The sequence below is a fragment of the Arthrobacter arabinosi genome, assembly GCF_054511115.1.
This window is the reverse complement of record NZ_JBTNDF010000002.1, coordinates 249,274-275,052: the sequence shown is the minus strand read 5'-3', so window position 1 is coordinate 275,052 and position 25,779 is coordinate 249,274. Positions and strand designations below refer to the sequence as shown.

Below are 25,779 nucleotides of genomic sequence, written 5' to 3'. Positions count from 1 at the left end.
TGATGGCGGCCGTCTCTTTCGCGTTTATATTGCTAATGATCTCGAGATCAGTGTTTTCGCCAGGCGTAGTCACTGCGTACGCTCCTTTGTTGGCGTCTGTTGCGCTTATAGTCTTGGGAGCGAAGGCTGCATTCTCAATGTTGCTTCCGCCCAGTGTGCTCTGGCTTCTTCTATTTTCACTGCTGTACGTTGCGGTGACCGCATTGAACGGGGATTTGTCTAAAACGGCCGTGGCCGCCTCCCAAGCCGTCATGTGGGTCGCAGTAAATCTGTACTTCAGTAACTTGAACAATGCCGAACTGAAGCTCTTACTGCGTGCGGGACTTACAATCGCTGCTCTGCAGGTGTTGATCGCCGTGTTTGAATCCGTCTTTCAAACCGGATGGGTGCAGCAGTCAATCGCTGCAGCAGTGGACCGCGGTTATCCTTTCCGGTCGAACCGAATCCTCGGACTACCATTCATCAGGGCGCAAGGCACGTTTGGCTATCCGATTGCCTTTGGCCACTTTGCCGCCCTTGGCGCTCTTGCTTCATTTATATTCAGCGTGAGGTGTCGAAGCAGGTCGGCAGGCCTGCTAACGCTCTTCCTATTCGGCGGCGTCCTTCTAAGTGGGACTCGGTCGGCGCTTGTGGCGCTGATCTTCTCGGTCATCGTTTACGCCTCCCTTTCCTTCGCCCGCAACTCATTATTGAAGAGGGCGAGTATGGTTCTCGGAGTGACAACTTCTGCTGCGTTCGTGGTCCTGACGTTAGGCCAAGATTTTCTGGCGGACGACATCTCCGTGCTGCATCGGGCGGGGGTCATTTCAGCTCTACCACGTTTCCGCCTATTGGACTTCACTCAGGTACTTTTCGGCTCGGGTTACGATTCTCATGAGACTCTATTCCAGTCGGGCATTATTCCGAACCACGGTACGTACGCTGTTGACAATGCATTCATTACTTTCCTCATTACCAGTGGTTTAGTAGGACTGGTCTTGATTTTGTTCCTGTTGGTGGGCGCATGGCGCAGGGGAGACAATGCGGCAAAGGCAACGTTGGTGCTCTTTGTAGCTATGTTCATGTCCTATGACGTGCAGAACTGGCATGCAGTTTCCTTCTTGCTCTTTGCGTGCACGGGAATTGCCTATCGCAGCAGAGTAAGTGCCTTGATCTCATCGCCGACCAAAAGAGTCCACGAACAGGCGGGTGCCGGTTTTTATGGGAGAAACTAATGGCAGCGTGGCTATCGTGGCGTCTACTGAGTATTTGGGCGGCGCGGAGCTCTACATCGCTCGTTTAGCCTCGTTGCTTCACAACGAGGGAATGAACGTGCGCCTTATTGGTAGCCTCCGCAGTTGGCCGTGCGAGCTTCCGCAGGACGATCCCGGATTCGGATCAAAGTGGTCCCTGCGTACCCTTCCTTTGGGCCTACTGAGAAGTTTGAGCGAGCGGCGCAGGCTGAAGGGTACATTGAGATCTACAAAAGCAAAGGTATTCAACTGCCATTTTAAGCGTGAGCAGATCGCGCTGACCTCGGTACTCGCCCGTAATGGACGGGTAGTGTGGACCGAGCACGGACTTTTCCCCTCCGGTATTTTCGGATTCCTAATCCGTCCTCTTTACTGGTTTGCCGCCCGCAACTGCTCAGAAATCGTGTGCGTATCGGATCGGGTCGCGTTGAGCATCTTACCTAGGGTGCCCAGGGGCACCCCCATCCGCACGATCGCGAGTGCGGTCGATCTGAGTAGGTGGAACTCAGCTAGCGAAGGTGACGCGGAGGCGGCGAGACGGGAACTGGGGATCAGTAACACCAGTCGTGTCTGCGTCTTCGTCGGCCGCCTAGATCCGGGAAAGAGGCCCGACCTGGCTATTGAGGCGGCACTGGCCTCAAGGTCGACCATCGTGTTGGCGGGGGATGGTGCCATGGCTGAAGCGCTCAAGCAGCGCTACCGGGACAATGAACGCGTCCTCTTCCTCGGGCACACCGCCGATCTTCGGTTCGTCTACTCGGCTGCGAATTTTCATTTGTTCACCTCCAATGGGAAAGGCGAAGGATTCCCCACCGTGCTATTAGAGGCAGCTGCAAGCGCAGTTCCGACGGTTGCTTGCGACGATGCTGGATTCTCCGCGGAAATTCTGCGGGCGGGCGGAAAGGTTGCGCGGCCCACAGTTTCGGAGTTGTCTCGAGCCATCGAGGGAATGACTGTTATACAGGAGCGTCGAGACGCTGCTCGAGCGTGGGCCATGACTAGAGACCTTGAAGGATGGATTCGGTCCTATTCAGAGGTGTTCCGCGCCCGTAACGACGCTGGTGGAGGCGTGGCGCGGCAAATTGGTTAGTGGCGCCAACGCGAGGAACGCGGCAGTGAGTATCGGTGGCCAGGCCGCCCGGTTCCTTGTGAAATTCATCGGACTGGCTGCTATCAGTCGCATCCTTGAACCGGATGAGGTGGGACTCGCAGCTCTCGCATTAGCCATCGTCGGCATAGCCGGCATCGTCGGTGACTTCGGTCTGTCTTTGGCAGCTATTGCTGCCCCTGCTTTGAGCCAGAAGCAGAGCAGCAACCTCTTCTGGTGCAACCTGTTAATAGGCGCTTGCCTCGCAACTGCCATGGTGTTCATGTCGCCATTAGTTGCCGAGTTATATGGGCGAGATGACTTACGGCTTGTGATCGTGGGGCTAGCGCCCGTTTTCTTGCTTACAAGCGCGGGCGTACAACACCGAGTGCTCCTGACACGGAGTCTCAGCTATCGCACATTGGCAGTATGTGAGGCGCTAGCTCCGCTAGGCGGGGTTACCATCGGAGTCATCTGCGCTCTAAACGGCGCCGGAGTTTTCGCGCTGGTAATTCAGGAGCTCGGAATTGCGGTTTTATTGCTTGCCGGTTACTACATGGGATCTCGCTGGGTGCCCTCGCCGCCAAGCCGGGCTGCAGGCATTCGACAGTTCTTTGGCTTCAGTATGGCTACAACTGCAACGCAGATTGTTAATTACGTGAGCACATATATGCCGCAATGGATTCTGGGAGCCGTTTTCAGTCCTGCTGCTGTTGGTCAATTCTCCAGAGCATTTCAAATCCTCATGCTTCCAATTCAGCAGTTTGCAGGCCCGCTCACGCGCGTAGCCCTACCGCTCCTGTCCCGGTCTGACGACGCAGCTTTCCGTGAGAGTTTTCACAAAGTGCAGACGCTCCTTACCTACGTTCTCTGCATTCCACTCCTCGTTATTTCGATCTTGGCACATCCAATCGTCTTGCTGGCACTCGGTCCGGGCTGGGAGACTGCAGCGTCAATTCTAGCGATTCTCTGCGTAGGCGGGTGCTTCCAAAGCGCAGGTTACGCGCTGTACTGGGGTTTTCTGGCAAGAAACAAAGCCCGAGAACTTTTCGTTGCGGAGATGTATGGTCGCGTCCCAATGATGGGTCTCATCGTTGTGGGCTCATCAATCGGCGTCGAAGCGGTGGCGGCAGCTTTCTCGGCCGGACTTGCTCTGGTGTGGCTTGCTAGCTCAATCTACGCAGGAGTGAAGCTCCCTATATCGGGGAGACGTAGTTTCGAGGTCTTCTGCAGAGGCGCAGGAGCAGGCTTGGCTGCATATGGCGTAGCGCGAGTGACAACCGTTTTTTTTGCCGCGAACATACCGACGGGGGTTGCCCCCTACGTCACACTAGTGCTTTTCCTGGGCCTGTATGCTCTTACACTCCTGTCAGCGAAAGTGCGGGCAGATTTGGCGCTTGTACTTTCAGTCTTGACCTCTCTCCGGCAACGATGATACTGCCTTTCGTTTTCCCGGGTATTCTGCCGTTCCACTATTTCCATCAGTTCTGAAATGCAATCGTTCGAAGCGATTCCAACAATTTCGCTGTGTGCTCTGGCCTACCAGGCCTTGGAATCCGTTCCGGTTGATGGTTCGCCATCTTGAATATTGCGCGCTGGAGAACTTTCGACCAAATTGCTGGATCGAGGCTCTCCACTTCGAAGTCAAGTTGCTCGCCGAGACCCCCGACTCGGTGCCCGATCACTTTCGCTCCATACGCGTGAGCAAGGGCGGCCACTCCCGATTGACTCGCGACGCTGTAGGGAAGAGCAACAAGTCCGCACGAGGATACAAGAGCGGCCATCTCCTCAATCGGATAGTAGCCCGGGAAGAGCAGATCCTCTCCCAGTCCGAGGAGGGACAACTCAGCTTTCACATCGGCGAGACCGCCCGTGTCCTGACCCATGATTGCTACATGGCTTCCTGCCTTTGATGCTGCCAACGCGAGCATCGGCAAGTTCTTGTCAGTTCTGATCTGTCCTACTGAACAAACGCCGACTCCATGACGAGCTATCAAGGCGGTCCATCTAGTCATGATCTCCTCTGGTATGACGGGTGCATAAGCGAAAAGATGGGTTTGCATCGCCCTTCTGCTCCGACGCCGCAAAATTTGGTAGTCGACGTCGTTGTATGCCATCACCGCGGGGGAATTCAGCACACACAGATTGAGAAGAATTTGGTCCACCCTCCCCCCGTGCCGGCTGAACAGGTTGTGCGGGCTGAATAGTGTTTTTTTCCGCAGTGCAGCAGATAGCATTATCAGCAGAAGTGTGAGAGGTGTTCGAAAGGTCCCTTGAATCCAGAGTATTCCCTTCTGAGCAAGGATATGAGGTATGGTACGCAATGCGTACCAGGCTGCTCTCTTTATCCCGCGACTCGATCCTTTATACTCGTCCCATCGGATACAGTGACAATAATCAACTCGAGCGTCTTTTATTTCGGGTGAACTTGCGGTGTGGAGAATTACGTTCTGGCCACTCTCGGAAAGGAGGGCAGCCAAGGCCAGTGAGTGTTGGAAAACGCCCCCTTCTCCTCCTGGTTCGAATAAGTGAACGGAAATGGTTTCGCTGGAACTGTTCACGGCTTAGTTTCACCATGTAGAAAGTTAGAGCCGTCATTCCCGGCGGTCGTTGCAACCAGACGAGCTGGGTTCCCGGCCCATACTTCGTGGTCCTGAATGTCGGTTAAAACGACGGCATTCGCACCAACCATGGCTCCTTGGCCAATTCGAAGCGTCGACCCTGAACGGAATAGTACGGCCGCGCCAGCTCCAATGATCGCGTTGTCTCCGATCGAAATTCCTCCGCCGGGCCGCAACAAGTGCTCGGGCAGATGTACGTCGGCTCTCCCCAAAGTTACGTTTTGATAAAGAGTGACGTTATCTCCAATGACACTGTCTTGGTGTAGAACCAGGCCGAATGAGTTGTGGGGAAGCTTGAGATTCTCGCCGATCTGTACAGTGGGCGGAACACTTAGACCCAGGGCGAGGAGAATGCCGCGGGCCACTCGGCCCAGTAGTGGAACATTCCGAAGGCTAATTATCCGTCCGATGGCGTTCATGGCTCCTCATTCTTCGATTTTCGACTGACAGTCGTCTTCGTCGTTTATGGCTCTCACCAGTTGGTCAGCGCGAGGATCGCGGGATTCAACTGGTCGAGCATCCGCCTGTACACATCGTCGGTCCGTCCATAGGGATCGACCACATCGTCTTCCTCGGGGGGGCCTGCGTGAATCGACCGGACGCGCAGTGCCTTAGGTGGAGTGGCGCTCCATCGGTCTGGTCCCTGGAGGGCATCCTCTATCGCGATCCTCGGCAGCAGACGTGCCAACTCGCGGAGGGTGAAGGTCTTCCGAAGCATTATTGGCGACATTTCGACGATCCTGCTGCGATGCTCGCGGGTGAGCGCTAGTACCAAATCCTGTCCCTGAAGGATCTGCGGGCTCAGTTGTCGAGCGGCGAACTGGTCCGCATTTCCGCCGAGAACCCGGACGAAGCCGGCTACGCGAGGATCGATCGCGTTTCCTACGAGGGCGTTGGTACCCGCGCTCTCGACAACGAACTGAGCCGGGAAACGCGCGTCCAGCCCTGCCTGCAGCAGTCGCTCCGCCATTGGGGACCGGCAGATGTTGCCCGTACACACCGTGAGGATACGAAAAGGGGATGTCCCGCGTGGTGTCTCGGCGCGGATGTCTCTCATGGCCTACGGCCTGCCGATTCCCTTGTAGTTCCAGCCCGCGGCGCGCCAGATCGACGGGTCCATCACATTGCGGCCGTCGAGGATGTTCCTGGTGCGCACGAGGGGGTTGACCTGCTTCGGTGTGAGGTCCCGGTATTCCTGCCATTCGGTCAGGAGGAGGAGTGCATCGGCCTTCTCAATGGCGCGGTTCATGTCCTCTTCGTAAGTGAGCTCGGGGAAGCGGTTACGAGCGCCCTCAATGGCTTCCGGGTCGGTCACCGTCACGTCTGCCCCCTGTAGCTGCAGCTGAGCCGCGATGCTGAGCGCGGGGGAGTCGCGGACGTCGTCGCTATTGGGCTTGAACGCCGCTCCGAGTACGGTGATGCGCTTGCCGAGGAGGGAACCGCCGACGAGGACACGGGCGAGTTCGACGACTCGGATGCGGCGGCGGACGTTGATGTCGTCAACTTCGCGGAGGAAGGTGAGTGCTTGATCCGCACCGAGCTCGCCCGCGCGCGCCATGAATGCTCGGATGTCTTTGGGCAAGCACCCTCCGCCGAAGCCGATGCCTGCGTTGAGAAATTTGCGCCCGATGCGCTCGTCCATGCCTATGGCATCGGCGAGGACAGTCACGTCGGCGCCGGTCACCTCGCACACCTCGGCCATTGCGTTGATGAAGGAGATTTTCGTCGCCAGGAAGGAGTTGGCCGCGGCCTTGACTAGTTCGGCCGTGGCGTAGTCAGCAATGAGCCGCCGTGTGCCCATTGAGAGGGGAGTGTTGTACACCTCATCGAGGGCCGTCGTCGCGCGGGCGCCCGCATCCCCATCGGGTACTCCGTAAACGAAGCGATCGGGGGAGAGGGTGTCCTTCACGGCGAAACCTTCGCGGAGGAATTCCGGGTTCCAGGCGAGGACTGCGTCCGGGTGGGACTCTGCAAGCTCATCGGCCAAGCGGGTGGCTGTACCAACGGGAACCGTCGACTTGCCTACGATCACGTTGCCGGGCTCGAGGGAGTCCAGCAGGGACCGAAAGGCAACATCCACGTAACGCATGTCCGCTGCATACTCGCCCTTGCGTTGAGGGGTGCCAACGCACAGGAAGTGGACTTCGGCTCCCTTGGCATCGTCCAAATTGGAGCTGAATTTCAGCCGACCAGTGGCGAGTACTTCATCGAGGAGTTCAGGGAGCCCCGGCTCGAAGAATGGCGCACGGCCAGACTGCAATTCGTCGATCTTCCGCGCGTCGACGTCTATGCCCACCACGTCATGCCCCAATTTGGCCATGCACGCTGCGTGCACTGCCCCCAGATAGCCGCAACCGATCACGGATATGCGCATGTGCTTGTCCCCCAAAAGAAGTTCCCCAGTGAGCACGATCCTAATGGAGCAGTTGAAGCCCGGCCGTTCCCCACGCCCGCCTGAAGGGCAAATACCCCGTGAACTACCGCGGCGCAGAACTGATTGCGGGCCGTATACGGAGCAGCAGCCAGCCCGTTCCGCAGCCCAGAACAGCGCCGAGAGTGTTGGCGAGCACGTCCGATGGCGTCGCAACGCGCTGGGGAAGTAGGAGGAACTGCGTCAACTCGATCAGGAACGACAACACGAATCCGGCCAGAGGCCCGGCCCAGCGCCAGCCCCGCGGCGCGAGAATGAACCAGAAGAGGCCGAACGGCACGAACATCAGGATGTTGGACGCGAATTCGACCTTCCTGTAGGTGATGGCGCCCGGCAGGCCGCGGGCGTGCAGATCGTTGAGAACGCGGCTCAGCCACTCTCCGCCGGCTCGGTCCACCGGCGTCGGCCACAGCACGATCAGCGCCACCGTCAGGAGCCACACCACGCACAGGGCGGCGGTCACGGTCCTGTAGCGGGGGGAGGGAAGCGGTGCAGTACTCAGGGGAATCCTTCGGGCGCGGGCCGGGCGGCGATGATGGAGAGGCTTCATTATGGCGGACCGGGGCCGGGTGCAGCCCACCGCTCGCGCTCCTGTAGGATAGACCGCGATGCCTAGGCGAGGGAGCGGGCCGGATCGCAGGATTTCCGGCCGTACTCCGTGATCGACGGTGGCTAGCGACTCGACTTGTTTCTAGACAACTGCCCCACTCGCGTGTTCCTTCCGCCCCGGCTCTTGTCCCAGCGCTCACGCAACCCTGCGGGGAGCCGCACTACGTCCAGGAGAAGCCATGTCCGAGCAGAAGCTCGCAGCACACGTCCGCACCGAATTCGGCAAGGGTTCGGCCCGCCAGGCCCGCCGTGCCAACATGATCCCCGCCGTCATCTACGGCCACGGCGCGGATCCCATCCACGTGCTCCTGCCCTCCAAGGCCACCACCCTGGCCGTGCGCACGCCCAACGCACTGCTCACGCTCGAGATCGACGGCGAGGACCACCTGGCCCTCGTCAAGGACATCCAGCGCAACCAGCTCAAGCGCATCGTCGAGCACCTCGACCTCCTGACCGTCCGCCGCGGCGAGAAGGTCCAGGTCGACGTCGCCGTGCACGTCGAGGGCGAGCCCGCCGTCGACGTCGTCTACAACCTCGAGGCGACCACTGTCCTCGTCGAGGCCGAGGCCACGCACCTTCCCGAGACCGTCACGGTCAGCGTCGAAGGTCGCGAGATCGGCGAGCACCTCCACGCCTCGGACATCGTTCTGCCCTCCGGCGTCACCCTGCTCACCGATCCCGAGACGCTCGTCGTCAACGTCATGGCGCCCACCGTCCAGGATCTCGGCGAGACCGACGAGGCCGACGTCGACACCGAGGCCACCGCCGAAGGCGCGACCGCCGGCGACGCCGACGAGAACGCCGTCGTCACCGACGCCGACGAGAAGTAAGCAAGGACCGGTGTCCACCGACACCTGGCTCGTGGTCGGGCTCGGGAATCCCGGGCCCGGCTACGCGGGCAACCGCCACAACGTGGGCCAGATGGTCCTCGACCTGCTCGCCTCCCGGATGAGCGGCCGCTTCACGTCCTCTAAGGCGCAGGCCGTCACCCTCGAAGGCCGTCTAAACATCGGCGGCCCGCGCCTTGTCCTGGCGAAGCCGCTCACCTACATGAACATCACCGGCGGTCCCGTCTCCACGCTGGCCCGCTTCCACGACGTCGCGCCCGATCACGTGATCGCCGTGCACGACGAGATCGACATCCCCTTCAACACGCTGAAGCTCAAGCTCGGCGGCGGGGAAGGCGGCCACAACGGTCTGCGCGACATCAGCAAGGCCCTCGGCACGAAGGACTACCATCGGGTGCGCGTGGGTGTGGGACGCCCGCCGGGGCGCCAGGATGCCGCTGACTTCGTGCTGAAGGACTTCGGCACGGTGGAGAAGAAGGAACTGCCGTTCCTGCTCGACGACGCCGCGGACGCCGTCGAGCTCCTCATCCGCGACGGTCTCCTCGAAGCCCAGCAGAAGTTCCACCCCCAGAAGTAGCCGGAGCACGAGACCGGCGCCCACGACTCCGCCAGCCCGGCCCGCGTAGGGCCGGACCGCTTCTGAGTAGTTCCCCGCCCAGCACTGCGGGTGAGACGAGTACCACCCCTCCGACCCTCGGTAGGTCCCACTCGTGTCCCCGGACCACCCTCTTCCTAGGGTGAAGGCAGGTCTTTCGCTGCATTCTCTGGGGACAGGACGGCGCCACTGTGGAGTCTCGGACGCACGCTTTCATCGGCACGGATACGCCCGCCCTCGCTGCGCCCACGGCCGGTTCGCCGGGGGAGCAGGCCTTCTTCGCGGTGCGGACGGACCTGATCGACGCCGTGCTGGAACGCATCCAGGGGCCCGGGCACGGGGGCGCCGTGCTCAGGGGCGAGGAGGGCAGCGGCAAGACGGCGATCCTCCGGGCCGTCGCCCACCGCGCCTCCCGGACCCACCACGTGGTGCGGATCTGGGCCTCCCGACGCGCCTCGGCGGAGCCCTACCGGGCGATCGCCTTCCTGCTCGCGGAGCTCGAGTCCGGGGACACCCACCATCCCCTGACCATCATCCAGGGAGTCCGGGCCCTCCTCGAGGAACAGTCCGCCGGACGCCCTGTGCTCCTCGCCATCGACAACGCCGCCTACCTCGACGCCGAATCCGCGCTGGTCGTCAGCCGGCTCGTGGTCGCCGGGACGGCGTCCCTGCTTATCGCCGCCGAATCGCTCCGGACCGTGGACGCCTCCTTCTCGGACCTGTGGCGCGACGGCGACCTCGAGTGCTTCGACCTCCCGCGCCTCGGCCGGCAGCAGATCCGCGCCATCGCCGAGGCGGCGCTGGGGGCCCCCGTGTCCCCGGACGGCGTCGCGCTGCTGGAGAGCTCGAGCGAGGGCAACGCCCGCAACCTCTGCTCCGCCCTCGAGGACCTGCCGCAGCAGGGCATCACGCTGCGGGGCGGGGCGTGGGTCGCCGCCTCGGACCGGCTCCTCGTCCCCTCCGCCGTGCGGGACAGCGCACGCTCCACCCTGGCTGCCCTGCACGAGTGCGAGCAGCGGGTCGTGCTGGCGCTCGCGTTCGCCGGCTCGCTTCCCATGGCCGCCGTCCGGCACCTCGCGGGCGGGCCGGATACACCGCCGGATCCGCCGTCGCACGAGTCGTGGAGGGCAACGACAGGCACGGGCGCTGAGGCAGCCCATCTCGACGCCCTGCAGCCCCTCATCGTGACCGGGGGTAGCGGGGGAGCCTCCATGGTGAGCCTGCGCTCCGCACTCTTCGCGGCGGCGATCCGCGAGCAGACGAGGTCGGAGGAGGCCGCGGCGCTCCACACGCTCCTGCTCGGCGCTTCGGGCCGCGCCGTCGATCCCGCCGCCGTCGAGCCGGCGGTGCTGGACCCGGCGGAACTCGACCCTGTGCTGCACGCGGACTGGCTGCTCGCCGCCGGCCTCGCGGTCCCCGCGGACCTGTCCCTCGCGGCCGCGCGTCGATGCGCCCTGCTCGGCCTCCACGGACGGGCACTGTTCTGGGCCTCCCGGCACTCCGACGACGGCCCGGAGCACCTGCTCGTGGCGGCAAGCGCCGCCCTCGCCCTCGGGCACGGCGAGGAGGCCGAGGCACTGCTGGCGCAGGGACCGGTGGCGCCGGACGGCGCGTCCGTTCCCGTGCAGGTCGCGCTCCTCCTGCTCCGCAGCCGCGCCTCACGCCTCACCGGCGGGCCCGCGGCCACGCGGACAGCGCTGCTCGACGACGCCGACGGGCTTCTCGTGCGCGCCGAGCGGCGATCCGGCGCGTCGGGCCGCCCGGACCGTCAGCTCCTCGCGTGCCGCGGCGACGTGACCGTCGAGCGTGCGGAGGATGCTGCGTTCGACGGCGACTACCCCGCGGTCCTCAGGCTGCTGCAGGGCACCGACCGCACCGGGTGGACCCCGGACCAGGAGGTGCTCGGCGACGGGCTCCTGTGCGAGGCCCTCGCGCTGACGGACCAGCAGCTCTCCGCCGTCGGACTGGCCCGGGGACTGCGGGCCCGCCGCGAGGCGTCCACGTCCAGCCGGTGGGTCCACGACGTCACGCGTCTGCGGATCGCCGTCGCCCGGTACGCGGCGGGCAGCGCCGAGCGTGCGGGAGCGGGCGGACCGGACACCGTGGCCGGATCCTCATCCGGCCCGACGGCGGCCGCCCGCGCAGGTGTGTCCGCATCCGGCCCCGACATGCTGCAGGACCTGGTCACCGGGGTGGGCGCGGTGCTCCAGGGCCGGCCCGCCGAGGCACGCGCGCTCCTCCTACCGGTGGCACGTCAGCTCGAGCTGCTGGATCCGTACGGCCTCCTGCCCCTGGCCTCGGTGGTGCTCACCGGCAGCGACGGCCCGGTGGGAGCGGGGGAGGGCCCGGTCGCTCTGCCCCGGGTGCGGGCCGCACGCCCGTCGTCGTGGCTGGTGACCGCCGTGGCCGGCCATCTGCGGGCGGTGTCGGCGGGGCCCCGTGACCCCCGGGCGGAGACCTCCGCACGGCTCGACCGCCTCGCGCAGGCGGCGGAGTCGCGGGGGGCGTCCCTGCTGGCGATGACACACCGGCTGGCCGAGGTCCGATCGGGCGATACGCGGGCCGCCACGTCCCTGGCTTCAGCGGCCGCCCGTATCGAAGGGGCCTACGCCGACGCCTGTGAGCTGTACGCGAAAGCGGTCGGCGCCTCGGACGCGGAGTTGTTCGCCCAGGCGATGGAGGGCGCGGCGCGCGCGGGGGACAGCGGCCTGTCACGGGAGTGCGCGGCCCAGGCGTTGCAGACCGCGCAGCTCTCCGGCGCCCGCGGTGTCCTGCGGGACATCCAGCGGCGCGCCCGCGGGCTCTTCGGCGACACCTCGGACCTGGAACTGGGGGCAGCGCTGGAACGCCTCACGCGGCGGGAGCGGGAGGTCGCGCAGCTGGTCGCCGCCGGGCAGAACAACAGGGACATCGCCCTCGCGATCGGCGTCACCACCCGGACCGTCGAGGGGCATCTCTACCAGATCTTCTCGAAGCTCCACCTCAGCGCCCGCAGCGAGCTCGCCGACCTCGTCCCGGCCGGGGGGCGATGAACTTCCTCCGCACCGACGACCTGCTGCCCTGCCGGCAACCCGTCGTCGACACGCTGCTGGAGGTCCTGCGGCGGGAGGATCGGCAGGGGGCGCTGGTCCTCGGAGAGACCGGCATGGGCAAGACGTTCCTGCTCCGGGCGCTTGAGCGCTCCCTCCCCTCCGGCGGACGCCGCCAGCTGGTGCGCGCAACCCGCGCGCTGCGCACCGTGCCCTACGGTGCCCTCGGCGACGTCCTCGCCCGTGTCCCGGCACGGGACCTCGCCGGTCCCGTGCCCATGCTGCGCGCCGCACGGCAGCGGCTGCGCGGGTCCGAGGGCGGCGACGTCGGCACGGTGCTCGTGGATGATGCGCAGTTCCTGGACGAGGAGAGCACGTACGTGCTGACGCAGCTCGTGGTCATGGGAGTGATCCGGCTGGTCGCCTTCGCCGACCACTCCCTGCCCTCGTCCGCCGGGCTCCACGGCTTCGCCGCCGAGGGATACCTCGACCGGGTGCAGCTCGAATCGCTCACCGATGCCACCCTGCGCGCGGTGGCGGAACACGCGCTGGGGTCCGGTCCGCTGGGAACCCGCGCCCTCCTGCGCCTCCGGGAGGCAACCGGCGGCAACCCGATGCTGCTCAGGGCAGTGCTCGACCACCGCGCGTCGGAGGGCGCGGAGACCGCGGAGACCGCGGAGGTCGTGGAGGACCGGACATGGTCCCTGGACGTCGGGCGCCACCCGCCGGGCGGCGCCCCGGCCGATCTCGTCGCGTCGGTCCTCACGCCACTGTCCGAGGCCCAGCGCACGGCCCTGGACCTCCTGGCCCTCGGCGGAGCGGTGCCCGCGGCCGACGTCGAGCGCCTGACCGGGAGCGAGGCCGTCCGCTCCCTGGTGGACCAGCGGTTCGTGGTCCCGCACCCCGCCGACGCCCGCTACCTGGCGTTGCGTCACGGCCTGTACGGCGAGACCCTTAGGGCAACCCTGCCCCTCGGGCGGAAGGTCCTGCTGCGCGAGGAGCTCTGCGGCCCTGCGTTCGTTCTTCCCCCGTACGGGTGCCACCGCCTCCGCCACCTCGAGTGGGCGGTGGAGACGGGGGCGCCGGTGGAGGCGGCAGTGCTCGTCGATGCGGCGAGGGTCGCCACCGAGCTGGGACGGCTGGAGGCGTCGGACCTGTTCCTGCACGCCGTCCCCGCGGGGCACGGCGCCGCCGTCGAGCGCGCACGCCTCCTCACCGCACAGGGTCGCCCGGCGGAGGCCGTGCACCTGCTCGCCGGGAGGAACGCGGGGGATCAGGACGTCATCGCGCAGGGGGCGGCGCTGCGGCTCGCCGGTGCATGCCCGTCCACCGTCCTGGCCCTGCTCGATTCCGCCACCGCCCGCACCGACACCCGGGTCGACGTCGCGGCCCTGCCCGACTCCGAGACCGCCCGTCGCGGTGCGCACCGCACCGTCGACGCCGGGCCGCTCGCAGCGGACCTCCTGAGGGCGCAGCTCCTCCTCGACCAGGGGGAGCCCGCCGCTGCGGACCGGCTCCTGACCGGGGACCTGCAGCGGACCGAGGACTGCCCGCGCCCTGCGGCGTCGCGCGCTGTCGCCCTCTCGTTGCGCGGCGAGGCCCTGGGGATGCTGGGCCGGTCGGTCGATGCCGCGCAGTGGACGCAGGGCGCCCTCGACGCCGTCGTCGCGGATCCGTACCGGCTCGCCCACGTCCACGAGGAGGTCCTGGCCCGGCACGTCCTCGTTCTGGCGCACGCCGGCGGAGCCGGCCAGGCGCTCGCCGCGCTCGAGGAGGCCGAGACGGCCGCCCTGCCCTTCGGTCCGGTGGACGCCCTGCGGGGCATCGTGCTCGTCCGGCAGGGGTTCTTCGGGGCCGGCCTCCGCGCCCTGGTACCGGCGCTCGCCCGGCTGCGCAGGGTGGATCGGCAGCTCCTGCTGCCCTACGCGCTCGGGGTGGCCGCCTGGGGCGCCGCGGTGCTCGGCGAGAGGGAGCAGGCCGCAGCGCTGATCGAGGAGCACCGGGCGCTGCCATCCCGCGGTCGCCTCGACCTCGGGGTCCTGGGCCGTGCCTTCGCGGCGGCCGCGGCTTCCGTGGGGCGGCGAGGTCCGCAGCCCGCGCGCGTCGCCGCACTGGTCGCCGAGGACCGGCCCCCGCAGCTCCGTGCCTGCGAGAAGGACGTCCTCGTGCTCGCCGTCCTGCTCGGGGCGGCCGGTGCCGCCGGCCGGCTGGCCCGCGCGGCCGGCAACCTGCAGGGGGAGGAGGCCCTGATCCTCGCGGACTTCGCCGGGGCCGCGGGTGCGGGTGACGGCGCGCTGTTGGGTGAGGTCGCCGATCGTGCTGCCGCGGCCGGGTTGCCCCTGATCGCCCTGACTGCCGCGGCGCGGGCGGGGGAGCTCCAGGGGGAGTCCGGTCCCGGTGCCGACCGCCGCGCCGTGACCCGACGCCTCGGCCGGTACAGCGAGTCCTTCGCGGGAACATGGTTCGAGGTGCCAGGCGGCGCACGGCGGCTGACGGATCTCACGAGGAGCGAGAACGCCGTTGCGCGCCTGGTCGCGGGCGGGGGGAGCAACAGGGATGTCGCGGAGGCGCTCTGCGTCTCCGTCCGCACGATCGAGGGCCACCTGCACCGGATCTACGTGAAGCTCGGGCTCAGCGGCCGGGCCGACCTGATCAGGGAGGTGAAGGAGCGGGGGCCGAGCCTGCTGCAGAGCACTACCTAGGCGCCGCGGCGTGTCCACCGGGTACGAGGCGCTGTGACAGAGCAGGCTTCGCGCGGTACGAGCGGGTAATACAGCACTCGTTAAGTATTGGTGCGGGTAGACAATGACGTTATCTCGCGTATGATTCGGCGAGACCAACGTAGTGGCGGCGGGCCCTTCCCGAGGCGGGTGGGGGAGTCGATGCCCAGTCATACGGTCGATGGGGATGAGCGATGACGAAGCCAGGAGACACCGGGGGCCCACGCCGTGGGGTCACGCGCCGTGCTGGCGCACGGCCCGAACGCGGCGTCGATCATGCATGAGCCCATGGCGGGGGGTACCTGGCCCCTGGTGGGCCGCACCGCCGAGACGGATCGGGTGACGTCCGCCCTCCTCGACGCGGAGTGCTCGGGCGTGCTGCTCGTGGGGGCCGCCGGCCAGGGCAAGACGGCGGTGGCCCGACACGCCGTGCACGCCCTGCCCACCCAGCAGGAGATCCTGTACATCCGCGGTTCCAGCCTCGGTGGCCCCGTGGCCTATAGTGCGCTGACCGTGCTCCTCGTCGATCTCGACGAGGAGGTGACCGGCAATCCGCTGGCCCTGCTCACAGCACTCCAGACGCTGTTCACGCGCCTGCCCGGGGGCCGGCCCGTCGTCGTCGTCGACAACGTGGAGGACCTGGACCCGGAGTCCGCCACAGCCCTGGCGTTCCTCGCCTCGGCCGGGTCCCTGCGGCTCGTCGTCGTCACCGAGCAGCTCGCGCGCACCCCTGAGCCCTTCCTCGAGCTGTGGCGGAACCAGGTACTGGTGCGGGTCGACATCGAACCACTGACCTTCGACCAGACCCGGGACCTGCTGCGGAAGGTCCTCGACGGGGAGGTGTCCCGCGCCCTGGCCGTCGCCATGTGGCGGGCGAGCGGCGGCAAGGCAGGCACCCTCCGCGACCTGGTCCCGCTGGCACTGGAGTCCGGACGGATGGAGCGCCGGGACGGGATCTGGACGCAGTGCAGCGAGCGGACGGGGGAGGGCCTTCCCGACGCCGTCCTCGGGACGAGCGCCCTCGACGCCGCGACTGGCGCCGCCCGGCTCGCCCTCGCCCTCCTGTCGGTGCTGGAGGCGATGCCCGTACGGATGCTCCTCCAGTACATCCCCCAGGAGGAGATCGACGCCCTCCAGCAGCGCGGGGTCGTCGGCGTGGAGTGGAGCGAGGACCCCACGGCGGCCGTCGCGGACGCCTTCGCCGCAGCCGAACTCCGTGCCGCCCTCGCGCGCTCGCCGGAGCCCGCGGTCCTCGAGGTCCTCGACGAGATCGAACGGAACGGCAGCCTCCCGCCCGCTGCGGATGTAGCCCTCACCGCATGGCTGCTCGATGCGGGCGCCGCAGTCCCGGATCGGCGCCTCCTGCGGGCCGGGAAGCATGCGAACCAGCTCGCACGTCCCCGCGCGGCGCGGCGTCTCCTCTCCGCGCTCGACGACTGGCGGCAGCACCCGGCCGGGGTCGTCCAGTATGCGCGCCTGCCCCTCGACGACGCCGGCGCGTGTGTCGCCCGCACCGCGATCGGTACGCTCCTGGAGGATCCCTTCCTGACCCCGGCCGAACGGGCAGAGCTGCGACTGGAGGACGCACGGATGCGCCTTCGCCACGGACCCCCGGACCATGAGCTGCTGGAGGTGCTGGACCGGTGCGAGGCCGACTGCTCGGCCGTGCAGGGGCAGGACCGCGAGCACCTGCTGGCGGAGCTGACCCTCCTGCGCCTCGGGCTCGACCTGATCGAGGGGCGCTACCGTGAAGTCGTCCGCGACGCCTCGGAGCTGGGCGCCTCGATCCTCGACTCCTCGTCGAGGGCGATCCGCGCCAAAGGCATGCTCATGGTCGCCCTCGCCGCGACGGGGGAGCATGAGCGCGCCGACGTGCTCGGCACGGTCCTGGCGCAGAACCTGCAGACCGTCTCCCACCCCCGGGACGGCGAGGAGGCCCACCGGGCCGTCGTGCTGTCCCTCGCCCTGGCGGGACGCCTCGACGAGGCGATCGCACGGATGCACAGCCTCTCCGCCTCGCGGCGCGACGTGCAGGACGAGGCGTGGGCCGAGGCGCTGACGGGCATCCTGCTGGCGGGAGCGGGCCGCAGCCGGGAGGCACTCGCGGTGCTCCTGCCCGCGATGGCCGAGCTCGGGACCGAGGACCGCTCGGGGATGCTCCCCGCGGCCGAGGCCGGTGCGGCGTACGCGTACGCGCTGGACGGTCAGGACGCGGCGGCCCGGCGCTGCCTCGACACCGCGCGGCGGGACGGCCGCCCTACCGGCTGGCCCGCGGGGCGCTTCGTCGACTACTTCGCCGTCCTCACCGCGTCCCTGCTCGATGACCAGGGAGGCGCCGGGCAGGCCATGCTGCAGTTCGCGAATCGGGAGCGGGCGCTCGGCAGCAAGGGCCTCGAACTCCTCTTCCTCCTGCAGGCGGTCCGCCTCGGGGAGGCGTCGTCGGCGCACCGCCTGCTGGTGCGGTCGGGCGAGCTCGGGGGCCCGCTCGCCCACCTGTCCCGGCTCTTCAGCAGAGGCGTCCTCGCCCAGGACCCGGCGCTGCTGCTGGAGGCGGCCGAGGCAGCCCTCACCGCCGGCCACCACGACCTCGCCGGTTCGTCGTCCCTGCTCGCGGTGCAGCTGCGCGCGCGCGAGGACGACCCCCTGGTCTTCGTCCGCGCGGAACAGATCCTCCGCCAGACGTCCGTGGAGAGGCGACGGTCCCTGACCCGTCAGTCCCTGACGGAGCGCGAGCGCGCGGTAGCGAGGATGGTGGCCCGCGGGGCCTCGAACAGGGACATCGCCGCGGCCGAGCACCTGTCCATCCGCACCGCCGAAGGGTACGTCCACCGGGCCATGGCGAAACTGGGCATCCACAATCGCAAACAACTGCGCTCCGTGTTCGCGAAGCGATGAGGGGCCAGGGAGTGGGGATGCAGATCCTGGGCGGGAGATCTGCCCTCGTGCGGACGGTCGCCGGTGGGCTTGCGACGCCGGACGCCGTGGGCGTCGTGCTCGTGGGCGAGGCCGGCATCGGGAAGACCGTCATCGCGCGCCAGGTGTCGCACGAGCTGCAGGACGCGGGCCGGGTCATCCCGGTGACGGGCGGGACGGGCCTGCGCTCGATCCCCTACGGGGCGCTGTCCCGCTACCTCGTGGGGCTGTCGCCGGCCGACACCGGATCACCCTCCGTGGTCCTCCGCCACTTCCTGAGGCATATCGCACCGGAGCTGAAGGCCCAGGCGCTGCCCGTCATCCTCGTCGACGACGCCCATACCCTGGACAACGAGTCGGCCTTGCTCATCATGCAGCTGGCCACCGCACGCAAGGTGAGGATCCTGGCCACCGCACGCCAGGTACCGGGCCCGGTGGGGGAGTTCGCCCGCGCCGCGAAGGACGGCCTGCTGGCCTACCACCTCGTCGAGCCGCTCACCCTCGCCGACGTCCGGGAGCTGTGCGGGCAGGTGCTCGGCGGTCCCGTCCTCACCGGCACCGTCCGGATGCTCGCCACGACCACCCGGGGGAATCCCCTGCTCCTGACCATGCTCCTCGAGCAGTTCAGGGACCAGGGTCACCTCGTCGCCGAGCAGGGTGTGTGGCGCACGCGGGGGCCGCGCCCGGCCATCGCCGCGCCGCTGGCCGACCTCCTGCTGCACGGACTGGGGGAGCGCGGCAGCGACGAGCTGGCAGTCCTCGAAGCCGTCGCCGTCGACGGGTGTATCCCGCTGGCCTCCCTCGAAGCCGAGGTGGAGCGCGGCGTCCTCGCGCGGCTGGCGCAGGAGCGGCTGATCGAGGTCGATCCCACGAACGGGCAGTCCGTCTCCCTCCGGCACCCCCTGCACGCCGAGGCGCTGCGCCTCGGTGTCCCCGCAGCCCGCGCCCTGGCCCATGCCGAGACGGTGCGGGCCGCGGTGCCCGAACCGCCCCGGGACCCGAACGGGCTCACCGACTGGGTCGCCTCGGCTCTCCGGACGTCCGCACCGGTCGCGGACCCGGTGCTGCTGCGGGCCGCGAGGGCGGCGAACCGGCTCCACGATCCGGCCCTGGCGCTGGAGGTGCTCAGGGCGGTCGGCGAGCCCGGTCCCACACCCACCTACCTGCTCGAGACGGCCTGGGCGCAGGAGGCAGGCGGCAACCGTCAGCTCGCCCGGGTGCTCCTCGACGAGGCATTGCGGACGGCCGCCGACCCCGCCGTCGTGCGGGACGCGACAGTGCTGTCCCTGCACCTGCGCCGCCATGCGCGGGAGGGGAAGCGCGCGCTGCACCAGGACGTCGAACGCTGGGCCCGCCGGCTCGATACGGCGGGCGACGTCGGCGGCGACCCGCAGGGCCGCGACGCTGCCCGCTCCGCGGCCCGCCTGCTCCGCACCGCCGTGGGGATCCTGGACGGGAACCTGTACGCACTGCCGGACCTCGAGGCAGCGCCGCCCGATCCGGACCTGCCGGCCGAGGTGCGGCTCGGCCACCTCACCCTGCTCGCCCATGCCCTGACCCGGTCCGGGAAGCCGCAGGCCGCGTCCCGAACGCTCGAGGAGGCCCAGCAGCTGCTCGAGGATGGTCCCGAGCACCTCCTGACCTACCGCGACGCCGTCGCCGGGGAACACCTGATCTCCCTCATCGGCACCGGCGCCTGGGACCACGCCCGCGGCCGCTTCCACCGGTGCTACCCGCCGGACGCCCGCAGCTCCTTCCTCCTCAGCGGGTGGCTCGACGTCATCGACGGGAGCAGGAGCCTGCGGACCGGGCAGTTCCGCGACGCCCGGGAACACCTGGTCCTGGCGGTCGAGGCCTTCCGCGACAGCGACGGCCTGCACCTCCTCGAGTGGGTCTCCGGTGCCGCCGCCTACGCCTGCGCCCGCGCCGGGGACGCGCGCGGCGCCGAAACCCTGATCGACGCCTACGGACCGGCGGAGGGCGGCTCCGACGCCGTCGCCCGCCGCATGGGGGACGCACACCTCGCTGCGGCACGCGGACACCTGGGGGAGGAGGGCGCCGTGGCCCGCCTCCGGTCCATCGCCGCCCGCGCCGAGGGCCGGCAGTCGCTCCTGGTGGCCGCCACCGCACTCGACCACGCGGCCGTGCTGGGCGACCGGACGGCGCTGGGCCCCCTCGCGGAGGTGACCCGCGCGTTCGACGGCGAGGCGGGTGGCGCGCTGCACCGCTTCGCCGCCGCCGCCGCGGCGGGCGACCGCGAGGCGCTGCTCGCGGAGAGCGACGCGTCCCGGCGGCGGGGCTACCTGCCCCTCGCCGTCCGGTGCCTGGAGGAGGCATCGCTGGCCGGACCGGCCGGGGCAGCGGCCCGGGGCATCGACCGCCAGCTGGCGGCACTGCGCGCCGAACTGCGCGTGGTGCCCGGCGGCAGCGCGGTGTCACCCGTGCACGGGGCCCGACTGACGCGCGGGGAGGAAGTCATCGTGAAGCTCGTCGCGGCGGGGCACACGAACCGGGAGATCGCGGAGATCCGCGGGATCTCCACGCGTACCGTCGAAGGACACCTGTACCGCATCTTCGCGAAGCTGGGGATCAGCCGGCGTGAGGTCCTGCAGCAACCCGACCTCGTCCCGTAGCCGGCGGCACGAGCCCTGCGAATACTGCGGGAGCCTTCCGTAGGTATAAGTAGTCGCCTTCTCTGAGTACGAGTGGCGTGCGGGTGACCGGAACGTAAAGCAGTGTCGATGAACGCGTATATACCACTCGTGTGGTGACCAAACCCGATCCTTACGATCTCCGAAAGGGCTTGAAGAAAAAGCTGGGGAACACTCGAGAATCGGGTCTCGTCCATGGATCGTCCATCTTGCGACAGTTGCCGCGCTACACGACATGATATTCGACGTCTCCCCTTTCCCCGCGCCGTGGGCGTTCGGGATGCATCGTCGGTCACCCGGTTCTGCCTGACGGGCACCACAGCCGCCGCCGGGACGACATGGGACCGGCGATGACGCAGGTGCAGAGTGCCGTCGGCACGTCCACCGCACTGCCGGGGATCCAGGCCTTCAACCAGGCCGTCCCGCTCTCCGGGACGGCCTGGCGGCGGCGGTACCAGCTCTCACTGGCGACCACGGATTCGGTCCTGATCCTCCTGGTCCTGTCCGCCAGCGCGGTGGCGCTCGATGCCGCTGTCGAGCGGGAGCCGGGCATCCTGACGCTCGGAGGAGCCGTGGCGGCCGTATGGATGACTGCCATGTCCCTGGCCCGCACCCGGGACTCCCGGGTCGTCGGTACCGGCGCGGTCGAATACAAGAAGGTGGTACGGGCGAGTATCGGCACCTTCGCCGCCACGGCCGTCGTCGTCGTCGTCCTGGATCTCGAGCACTTCCGGGGACTGCTCCTCCTCGCATTGCCGGCCGGCACGCTGCTCCTGCTGTCGAGCCGGTGGATGTGGCGCCAGTGGCTGCTCCACCAGAGCCGGCTGGGCCACTACCTCTCGAAGGTCGTCGTCGTGGGGCAGCCCGCGGACGTCCGCTACGTGGCCGCGCAGCTCGCGAAGAAGTCCGGTCCGGCGTACACGGTCGTGGGGGCCGTCTACGAGGGTAAGGCCAGCCCCGCCGCCCTGCGGACCGGAGACCGCCTGGTCCCCGTGATCAGCGGACTCCGCAAGATCGAGGGTTTCGTGGCACAGACGGGTGCGGACGCCGTCATCATCGCCGGACCCCTGCACAAGGGCAGTTCCTACATCCGGGAACTCGGGTGGCGCCTCGAGGAGTCCTCGACCGAACTGGTGCTCGCGTCCGCGCTCACCAACGTCGCCGGCCCACGCATCACCATGAGGCCGGTCGAAGGCCTCCCCCTCATGCACGTCGAACTGCCCCACTTCACCGGCGGACGCCACGTGCTGAAGAGGGCCATGGACATCGTCGTCTCAGCCACGGCTCTTGCCGTCCTGGCGCCGCTGTTCCTGCTGCTGACGATCGCCGTCCGACGCGACACCCCGGGTCCGGCGTTCTTCGTCCAGGAACGGGCCGGCAAGGACTCGGCAGTGTTCCGGATGGTCAAGTTCCGGTCCATGGTCACGACGGCCGAGGACGAGCTCGAACTGCTCAAGGAGCAGAACCAGGGCCACGGCGTGCTGTTCAAGCTGCGGGACGATCCGCGGGTCACCCGGACCGGGCGGATCCTCAGGAAGTACTCCCTCGACGAGCTTCCCCAGCTCTGGAACGTCCTGCGCGGCGACATGTCCCTCGTCGGGCCCCGACCACCGCTCGTGAGCGAAGTGTCCGCCTACGAGCAGCACACGCACCGTCGTCTCCTGATCAAGCCCGGGCTCACAGGCCTCTGGCAGGTCAGTGGCCGGTCGGACCTCGACTGGGACGAAAGCATCCGCCTGGACCTCTGGTACGTGGAGAACTGGTCCGTGATGGGAGACCTGATCATCCTGTGGCGCACCGTCAAGGTCGTCCTCGATCCCGTAGGAGCCTACTGATGACCATCCGGATCGGATATGCGGCAGGGGCGTTCGACCTCTTCCATGTCGGACACCTCAACCTGCTGCGGCACGCGAAGAACCACTGCGACTTCCTCATCGCGGGCGTCGTCTCCGATGAACTGCTCGAGACGAACAAGGGAAAGCGACCGGTCATCCCCCTGATCGAACGTCTCGAGATCGTCCAGAGCGTGCAGTTCGTCGACCGAGCCGTCGCCGAGACCGCACCGACCAAGCTCGACATGTGGAAGCAGCTCGGGTTCAACGTCTTCTTCAAGGGGGACGACTGGAAGGGCACCCCCCAGGGCCTCAGGCTCGAGGAGGCCTTCGCACGGGTGGGCGTCGAGGTCGTCTACTTCCCGTACACCGTCCATACCTCGAGTACCGTCCTGCGCCGGACCCTGGAGCTTCTCGATGCTCCTGCGGTCCATGAAGCGGCGCTCTGATCCGAGAACCCCTGCACCTCCGATGGGGAGCCTGCACACACCGACTGGGAGTCCATGATGTATCCGCTGTCGTCTCACTCAACGCCCGTCCGTATCGCCCTCGTCGGGACCCGCGGGGTCCCCGCCCGCTACGGCGGCTTCGAGACCTGCATCGAGGAAGTGGGGCAGCGGCTCGCTGCGCGGGGGCACGAGGTCGTCGTCTACTGCAGGACGACGGATGGGACGAACCACGCCGAGACCGAGTACAAAGGCATGAAGCTCGTCCACCTGCCGGCGCTCAGGAAGCGCTCCCTCGAGACGCTCAGCCATACCGGACTGTCGGCGTGGCACCTGTTCTTCCGCCGCGTGGACGTCGCGATCGTCTTCAACGCCGCGAATTCGCCGTGGCTGCCGGTGCTCCGCGCAGCAGGAATCCCCGTCGCCACCCACGTCGACGGGCTGGAGTGGAAGCGTGCGAAGTGGGGGAGCGTGGGCAAGCGCTACTACCGGGTCGCCGAGTCCCTCGCCGTCCGCTGGTCCGATGCGCTGATCGCCGATGCGGCGGGGATCCAGGACTACTACCGGCAGGAGTTCGGCGTCGAGAGCACGTATCTCGCCTACGGCGCGCCGATCCTCGAGTCCGGTGCGTCCGACCGGCTGGCCGACCTGGATCTCACACCGGGGGGCTACCACCTCGTGGTGGCCCGCTTCGAGCCCGAGAACCACGTCCACGTCATCGTCGACGGCTATGTGCGCAGCAAAGCCGAGCTGCCCCTGGTCGTCGTCGGCTCATCCCCCTACTCCGACGAGTACACGCGTCTCGTCACGTCCCTGGGGGATGCGCGGGTGCGCTTCGTCGGCGGGATCTGGGACCAGGAGCTCCTCGATCAGCTCTACGCCAACGCGAGGATCTACTGGCACGGGCATTCCGTCGGCGGTACCAACCCGTCGCTGCTGCGCGCCATGGGCGCCGGCGCCGCGACCAACGCCTTCGACGTCAACTTCAACCGGGAGGTCCTCGGTGCCAACGGCGAGTACTTCGCCGATGCCGCGGGCATCCCCGCACTCGTGCACGCGGGGGAAGCCTCGGAGTCGGACACGAGGCTCCGTGGGAAGAAGTCACAGGCGGATGCCCTCGCCTACGACTGGGACCGGGTAGCGGAGGGCTATGAGCTGCTCTGTCGTGAGCTCGTCGGCCGCCGCGGCGCCCGCGGCCGTCGCTCCGGGGCCTTCCCCCTCACCACGGCGCTTCCCTGAGGTCCCGACGCCGTCCAGGTGGTTCGCACACCCTGTCCGGGGAATTCACGTAGTCGCTACTCGTTTCCTGTCACCTGGCGGGCTCTACGCTTTCCACAGCTTTCCGTCCGCCGGGGACACACCGAAAGATTGGTCTCACATGGATCACCGATACGTCGCTCATGGCCGGCAACCGCGCCTTCGGCTGGTGCGCTCCGATGGGACGTAGCGTCCTGCGGATCCTGCCGGTCGGCCTGGCGGCAGTCGCCCCGTGCACCCAGGCCGCCGGCAGCCTGCTGCTGATCCTCGTCGCGAGCAGGACCATGGACCTGGCCGGCCTCGGTCGCCTCAGTCTCCTGTACGGGTTCCTCGTGCTGGCTTCCGGTCTGGTCAGCGGTTTCGTCGGGGACAGCCTGACCGTGCTGGACCGTGCGGCGCGGCCTGTCAGGGGAGCGCTGCAGGCCTGGTTCCTCATCCTGGCCGGCTCCGGTGCGGTGTTCCTGGCGGGAGCGGGTCTCCTCGCCGGGTTCACCGATCCGGTGCAGTCGCTGGTTCTGGGCCTGGCGGGATTCGCGTTCGTCAGCGAGGAGGTCGTCCGGCGCCTGCTGATGGCCGAGCTGAGGTTCGGGCGGGTCACCCTCGTCGATCTGGCGATGATCGTCGGGACGGGCCTCGCTCTCCTTGCTGCCGTCGGGGGCGGCCTGCACCTCATCGACTTCGTCCACGCGATCCTCGTCGGACAGGTGACCGGAGCGCTGGCCGGGGTCCTCCTGCTTCCCCGGCCGGAGCGGTACCTCGTCCCGCTGCGGGGATCGGCCCTTCGCCAGGTGGCACGATTCGGTGTCTGGCGGGCAGCGCAGCAGGGCCTGAGGCCCACCCTGCTGACCGGGCTCCGCTTCGTCGTCATCCTGTTCGTCGGTCTGGCTGCTGCAGGCGAACTGGAAGTCGCGAGGGTGTACGCGGCACCCGCGCTTCTGCTCGTGGGCGGTTTCTCGTCGTTCCTCTTCTCCTCCTACGCACGGGATGCGTCCAGGCCGCTGCAGGAACTCGTCTCCCGCGCCGACCGGGCCGTGGCCGCCCTCGCCGTCTTCACACTCCTCGGCTCGGCCGTCGCCCTTCTCCTGCTGCCGGTGGCGGGGCCCATGCTCACCGGTCGGACGCCGGATCCCACGGCCGTGACCGGCTGGCTGTGCCTGACCCTGGGCATCGGCGCGAGCATCCCCTACGGCTCGCTCGCCGCCGTCCGGGGGAGGGCCTCGACCGTGTTCGGCGTCCGCCTGGGTGAGAGCGTCCTGTCACTGGCCCTCGCCGGAGGGGTCGTGGCACTGTCCGATTCCTTCGTCCTCGCCCCGCTGTGCGCGGCCCTCGGCTCCGTGGGCGGCGCCGTAGTGCTTCGTGTCGTCGTCCTCGCGCGGCCCGTCCGCGTGGGATTGCCCGCCCACTCATCGGGTGCTCCACCGACCCGAGGACCGGAAAGGAGCAAGAACGGAACCGTAACCCTGATCGACACCACGGACACCTGAACACCGTTATCAGGTCCACAGAGG

18 protein-coding genes are annotated in these 25,779 nt (G+C 67.7%); 13 read left to right on the top strand and 5 right to left on the bottom strand.

Translation table 11 applies throughout. The annotated features are described in order from the left end of the window. The first annotated feature begins 89 nt into the window (after positions 1-89). The 3 genes from ACX80P_RS05475 to ACX80P_RS05465 are packed head-to-tail and all read left to right on the top strand — an operon-like array spanning position 90 to position 3,754. A complete protein-coding gene (locus tag ACX80P_RS05475; protein ID WP_459277038.1) occupies positions 90-1,214 on the top strand; it encodes an O-antigen ligase family protein in 1,125 nt (374 codons plus the stop codon). Between the two features lie 7 nt (positions 1,215-1,221). Next, positions 1,222-2,322, top strand: coding sequence for a glycosyltransferase family 4 protein (locus ACX80P_RS05470; protein WP_459277037.1), 1,101 nt, complete (start codon positions 1,222-1,224; stop codon positions 2,320-2,322). After that, complete coding sequence (locus ACX80P_RS05465; RefSeq protein WP_459277504.1) at positions 2,294-3,754, top strand: lipopolysaccharide biosynthesis protein; 1,461 nt, start codon at positions 2,294-2,296, stop codon at positions 3,752-3,754. The genes ACX80P_RS05470 and ACX80P_RS05465 overlap by 29 nt, the downstream gene beginning before the upstream one ends. A gap of 46 nt (positions 3,755-3,800) precedes the next feature. Here ACX80P_RS05465 and ACX80P_RS05460 read toward each other — a convergent pair whose 3' ends face one another. The 5 genes from ACX80P_RS05460 to ACX80P_RS05440 form a co-directional block, all read right to left on the bottom strand. Next, positions 3,801-4,334 (bottom strand): glycosyltransferase, encoded by a 534-nt coding sequence (locus tag ACX80P_RS05460; protein ID WP_459277036.1) that lies wholly within the window; start codon positions 4,332-4,334, stop codon positions 3,801-3,803. A 542-nt stretch (positions 4,335-4,876) separates the two neighbouring features. Continuing rightward, the gene (locus tag ACX80P_RS05455; RefSeq protein ID WP_459277034.1) at positions 4,877-5,359 is read right to left on the bottom strand and encodes a serine O-acetyltransferase; all 483 of its coding nucleotides are present in this window, start codon (positions 5,357-5,359) and stop codon (positions 4,877-4,879) included. A 53-nt stretch (positions 5,360-5,412) separates the two neighbouring features. Then, on the bottom strand, positions 5,413-5,997 hold the full coding sequence (locus tag ACX80P_RS05450) for an arsenate reductase/protein-tyrosine-phosphatase family protein (RefSeq protein WP_459277033.1): 585 nt from the start codon (positions 5,995-5,997) through the stop codon (positions 5,413-5,415). Positions 5,998-6,000: 3 nt separating this feature from the next. Beyond that, entirely contained in the window at positions 6,001-7,314 is a 1,314-nt protein-coding gene (locus ACX80P_RS05445; RefSeq protein ID WP_459277503.1) for a UDP-glucose dehydrogenase family protein, read from the bottom strand. Between the two features lie 103 nt (positions 7,315-7,417). After that, on the bottom strand, positions 7,418-7,834 hold the full coding sequence (locus ACX80P_RS05440; protein ID WP_459277032.1) for a VanZ family protein: 417 nt from the start codon (positions 7,832-7,834) through the stop codon (positions 7,418-7,420). 325 nt (positions 7,835-8,159) lie between these two features. Here ACX80P_RS05440 and ACX80P_RS05435 point away from each other — a divergent pair, with 325 nt between their 5' ends. The 10 genes from ACX80P_RS05435 to ACX80P_RS05390 all read left to right on the top strand — a co-directional run bounded on the left by ACX80P_RS05435 (position 8,160) and on the right by ACX80P_RS05390 (position 25,755). Continuing rightward, positions 8,160-8,810 carry a 50S ribosomal protein L25/general stress protein Ctc gene (locus tag ACX80P_RS05435; RefSeq protein ID WP_459277031.1) on the top strand — a complete coding sequence of 217 codons (651 nt, stop codon included), beginning with the start codon at positions 8,160-8,162 and terminating at the stop codon, positions 8,808-8,810. A 10-nt stretch (positions 8,811-8,820) separates the two neighbouring features. Next, positions 8,821-9,405 (top strand): aminoacyl-tRNA hydrolase, encoded by a 585-nt coding sequence (pth, locus tag ACX80P_RS05430; RefSeq protein WP_459277030.1) that lies wholly within the window; start codon positions 8,821-8,823, stop codon positions 9,403-9,405. A 209-nt stretch (positions 9,406-9,614) separates the two neighbouring features. Then, positions 9,615-12,455: a LuxR C-terminal-related transcriptional regulator gene (locus tag ACX80P_RS05425; RefSeq protein WP_459277029.1), complete on the top strand. Its 2,841-nt coding sequence runs from the start codon at positions 9,615-9,617 to the stop codon at positions 12,453-12,455. Next, positions 12,452-15,154, top strand: a complete 2,703-nt coding sequence (locus tag ACX80P_RS05420) for a LuxR C-terminal-related transcriptional regulator (protein WP_459277028.1) — start codon at positions 12,452-12,454, stop codon at positions 15,152-15,154. Before ACX80P_RS05425 ends, ACX80P_RS05420 begins: the two co-directional genes overlap by 4 nt. A 306-nt stretch (positions 15,155-15,460) precedes the next feature. Further along, entirely contained in the window at positions 15,461-18,067 is a 2,607-nt protein-coding gene (locus ACX80P_RS05415; protein WP_459277027.1) for a helix-turn-helix transcriptional regulator, read from the top strand. 17 nt (positions 18,068-18,084) lie between these two features. After that, the gene (locus tag ACX80P_RS05410) at positions 18,085-20,718 is read left to right on the top strand and encodes a LuxR C-terminal-related transcriptional regulator (RefSeq protein WP_459277026.1); all 2,634 of its coding nucleotides are present in this window, start codon (positions 18,085-18,087) and stop codon (positions 20,716-20,718) included. A gap of 368 nt (positions 20,719-21,086) precedes the next feature. Continuing rightward, the gene (locus ACX80P_RS05405) at positions 21,087-22,571 is read left to right on the top strand and encodes a sugar transferase (RefSeq protein ID WP_459277025.1); all 1,485 of its coding nucleotides are present in this window, start codon (positions 21,087-21,089) and stop codon (positions 22,569-22,571) included. Beyond that, entirely contained in the window at positions 22,571-23,017 is a 447-nt protein-coding gene (locus ACX80P_RS05400) for an FAD synthase family protein (protein ID WP_459277024.1), read from the top strand. Before ACX80P_RS05405 ends, ACX80P_RS05400 begins: the two co-directional genes overlap by 1 nt. A gap of 57 nt (positions 23,018-23,074) precedes the next feature. After that, positions 23,075-24,253, top strand: coding sequence for a DUF1972 domain-containing protein (locus tag ACX80P_RS05395; RefSeq protein ID WP_459277502.1), 1,179 nt, complete (start codon positions 23,075-23,077; stop codon positions 24,251-24,253). A gap of 161 nt (positions 24,254-24,414) precedes the next feature. Then, a complete protein-coding gene (locus ACX80P_RS05390; protein ID WP_459277023.1) occupies positions 24,415-25,755 on the top strand; it encodes an MATE family efflux transporter in 1,341 nt (446 codons plus the stop codon). Positions 25,756-25,779: the final 24 nt, after the last annotated feature.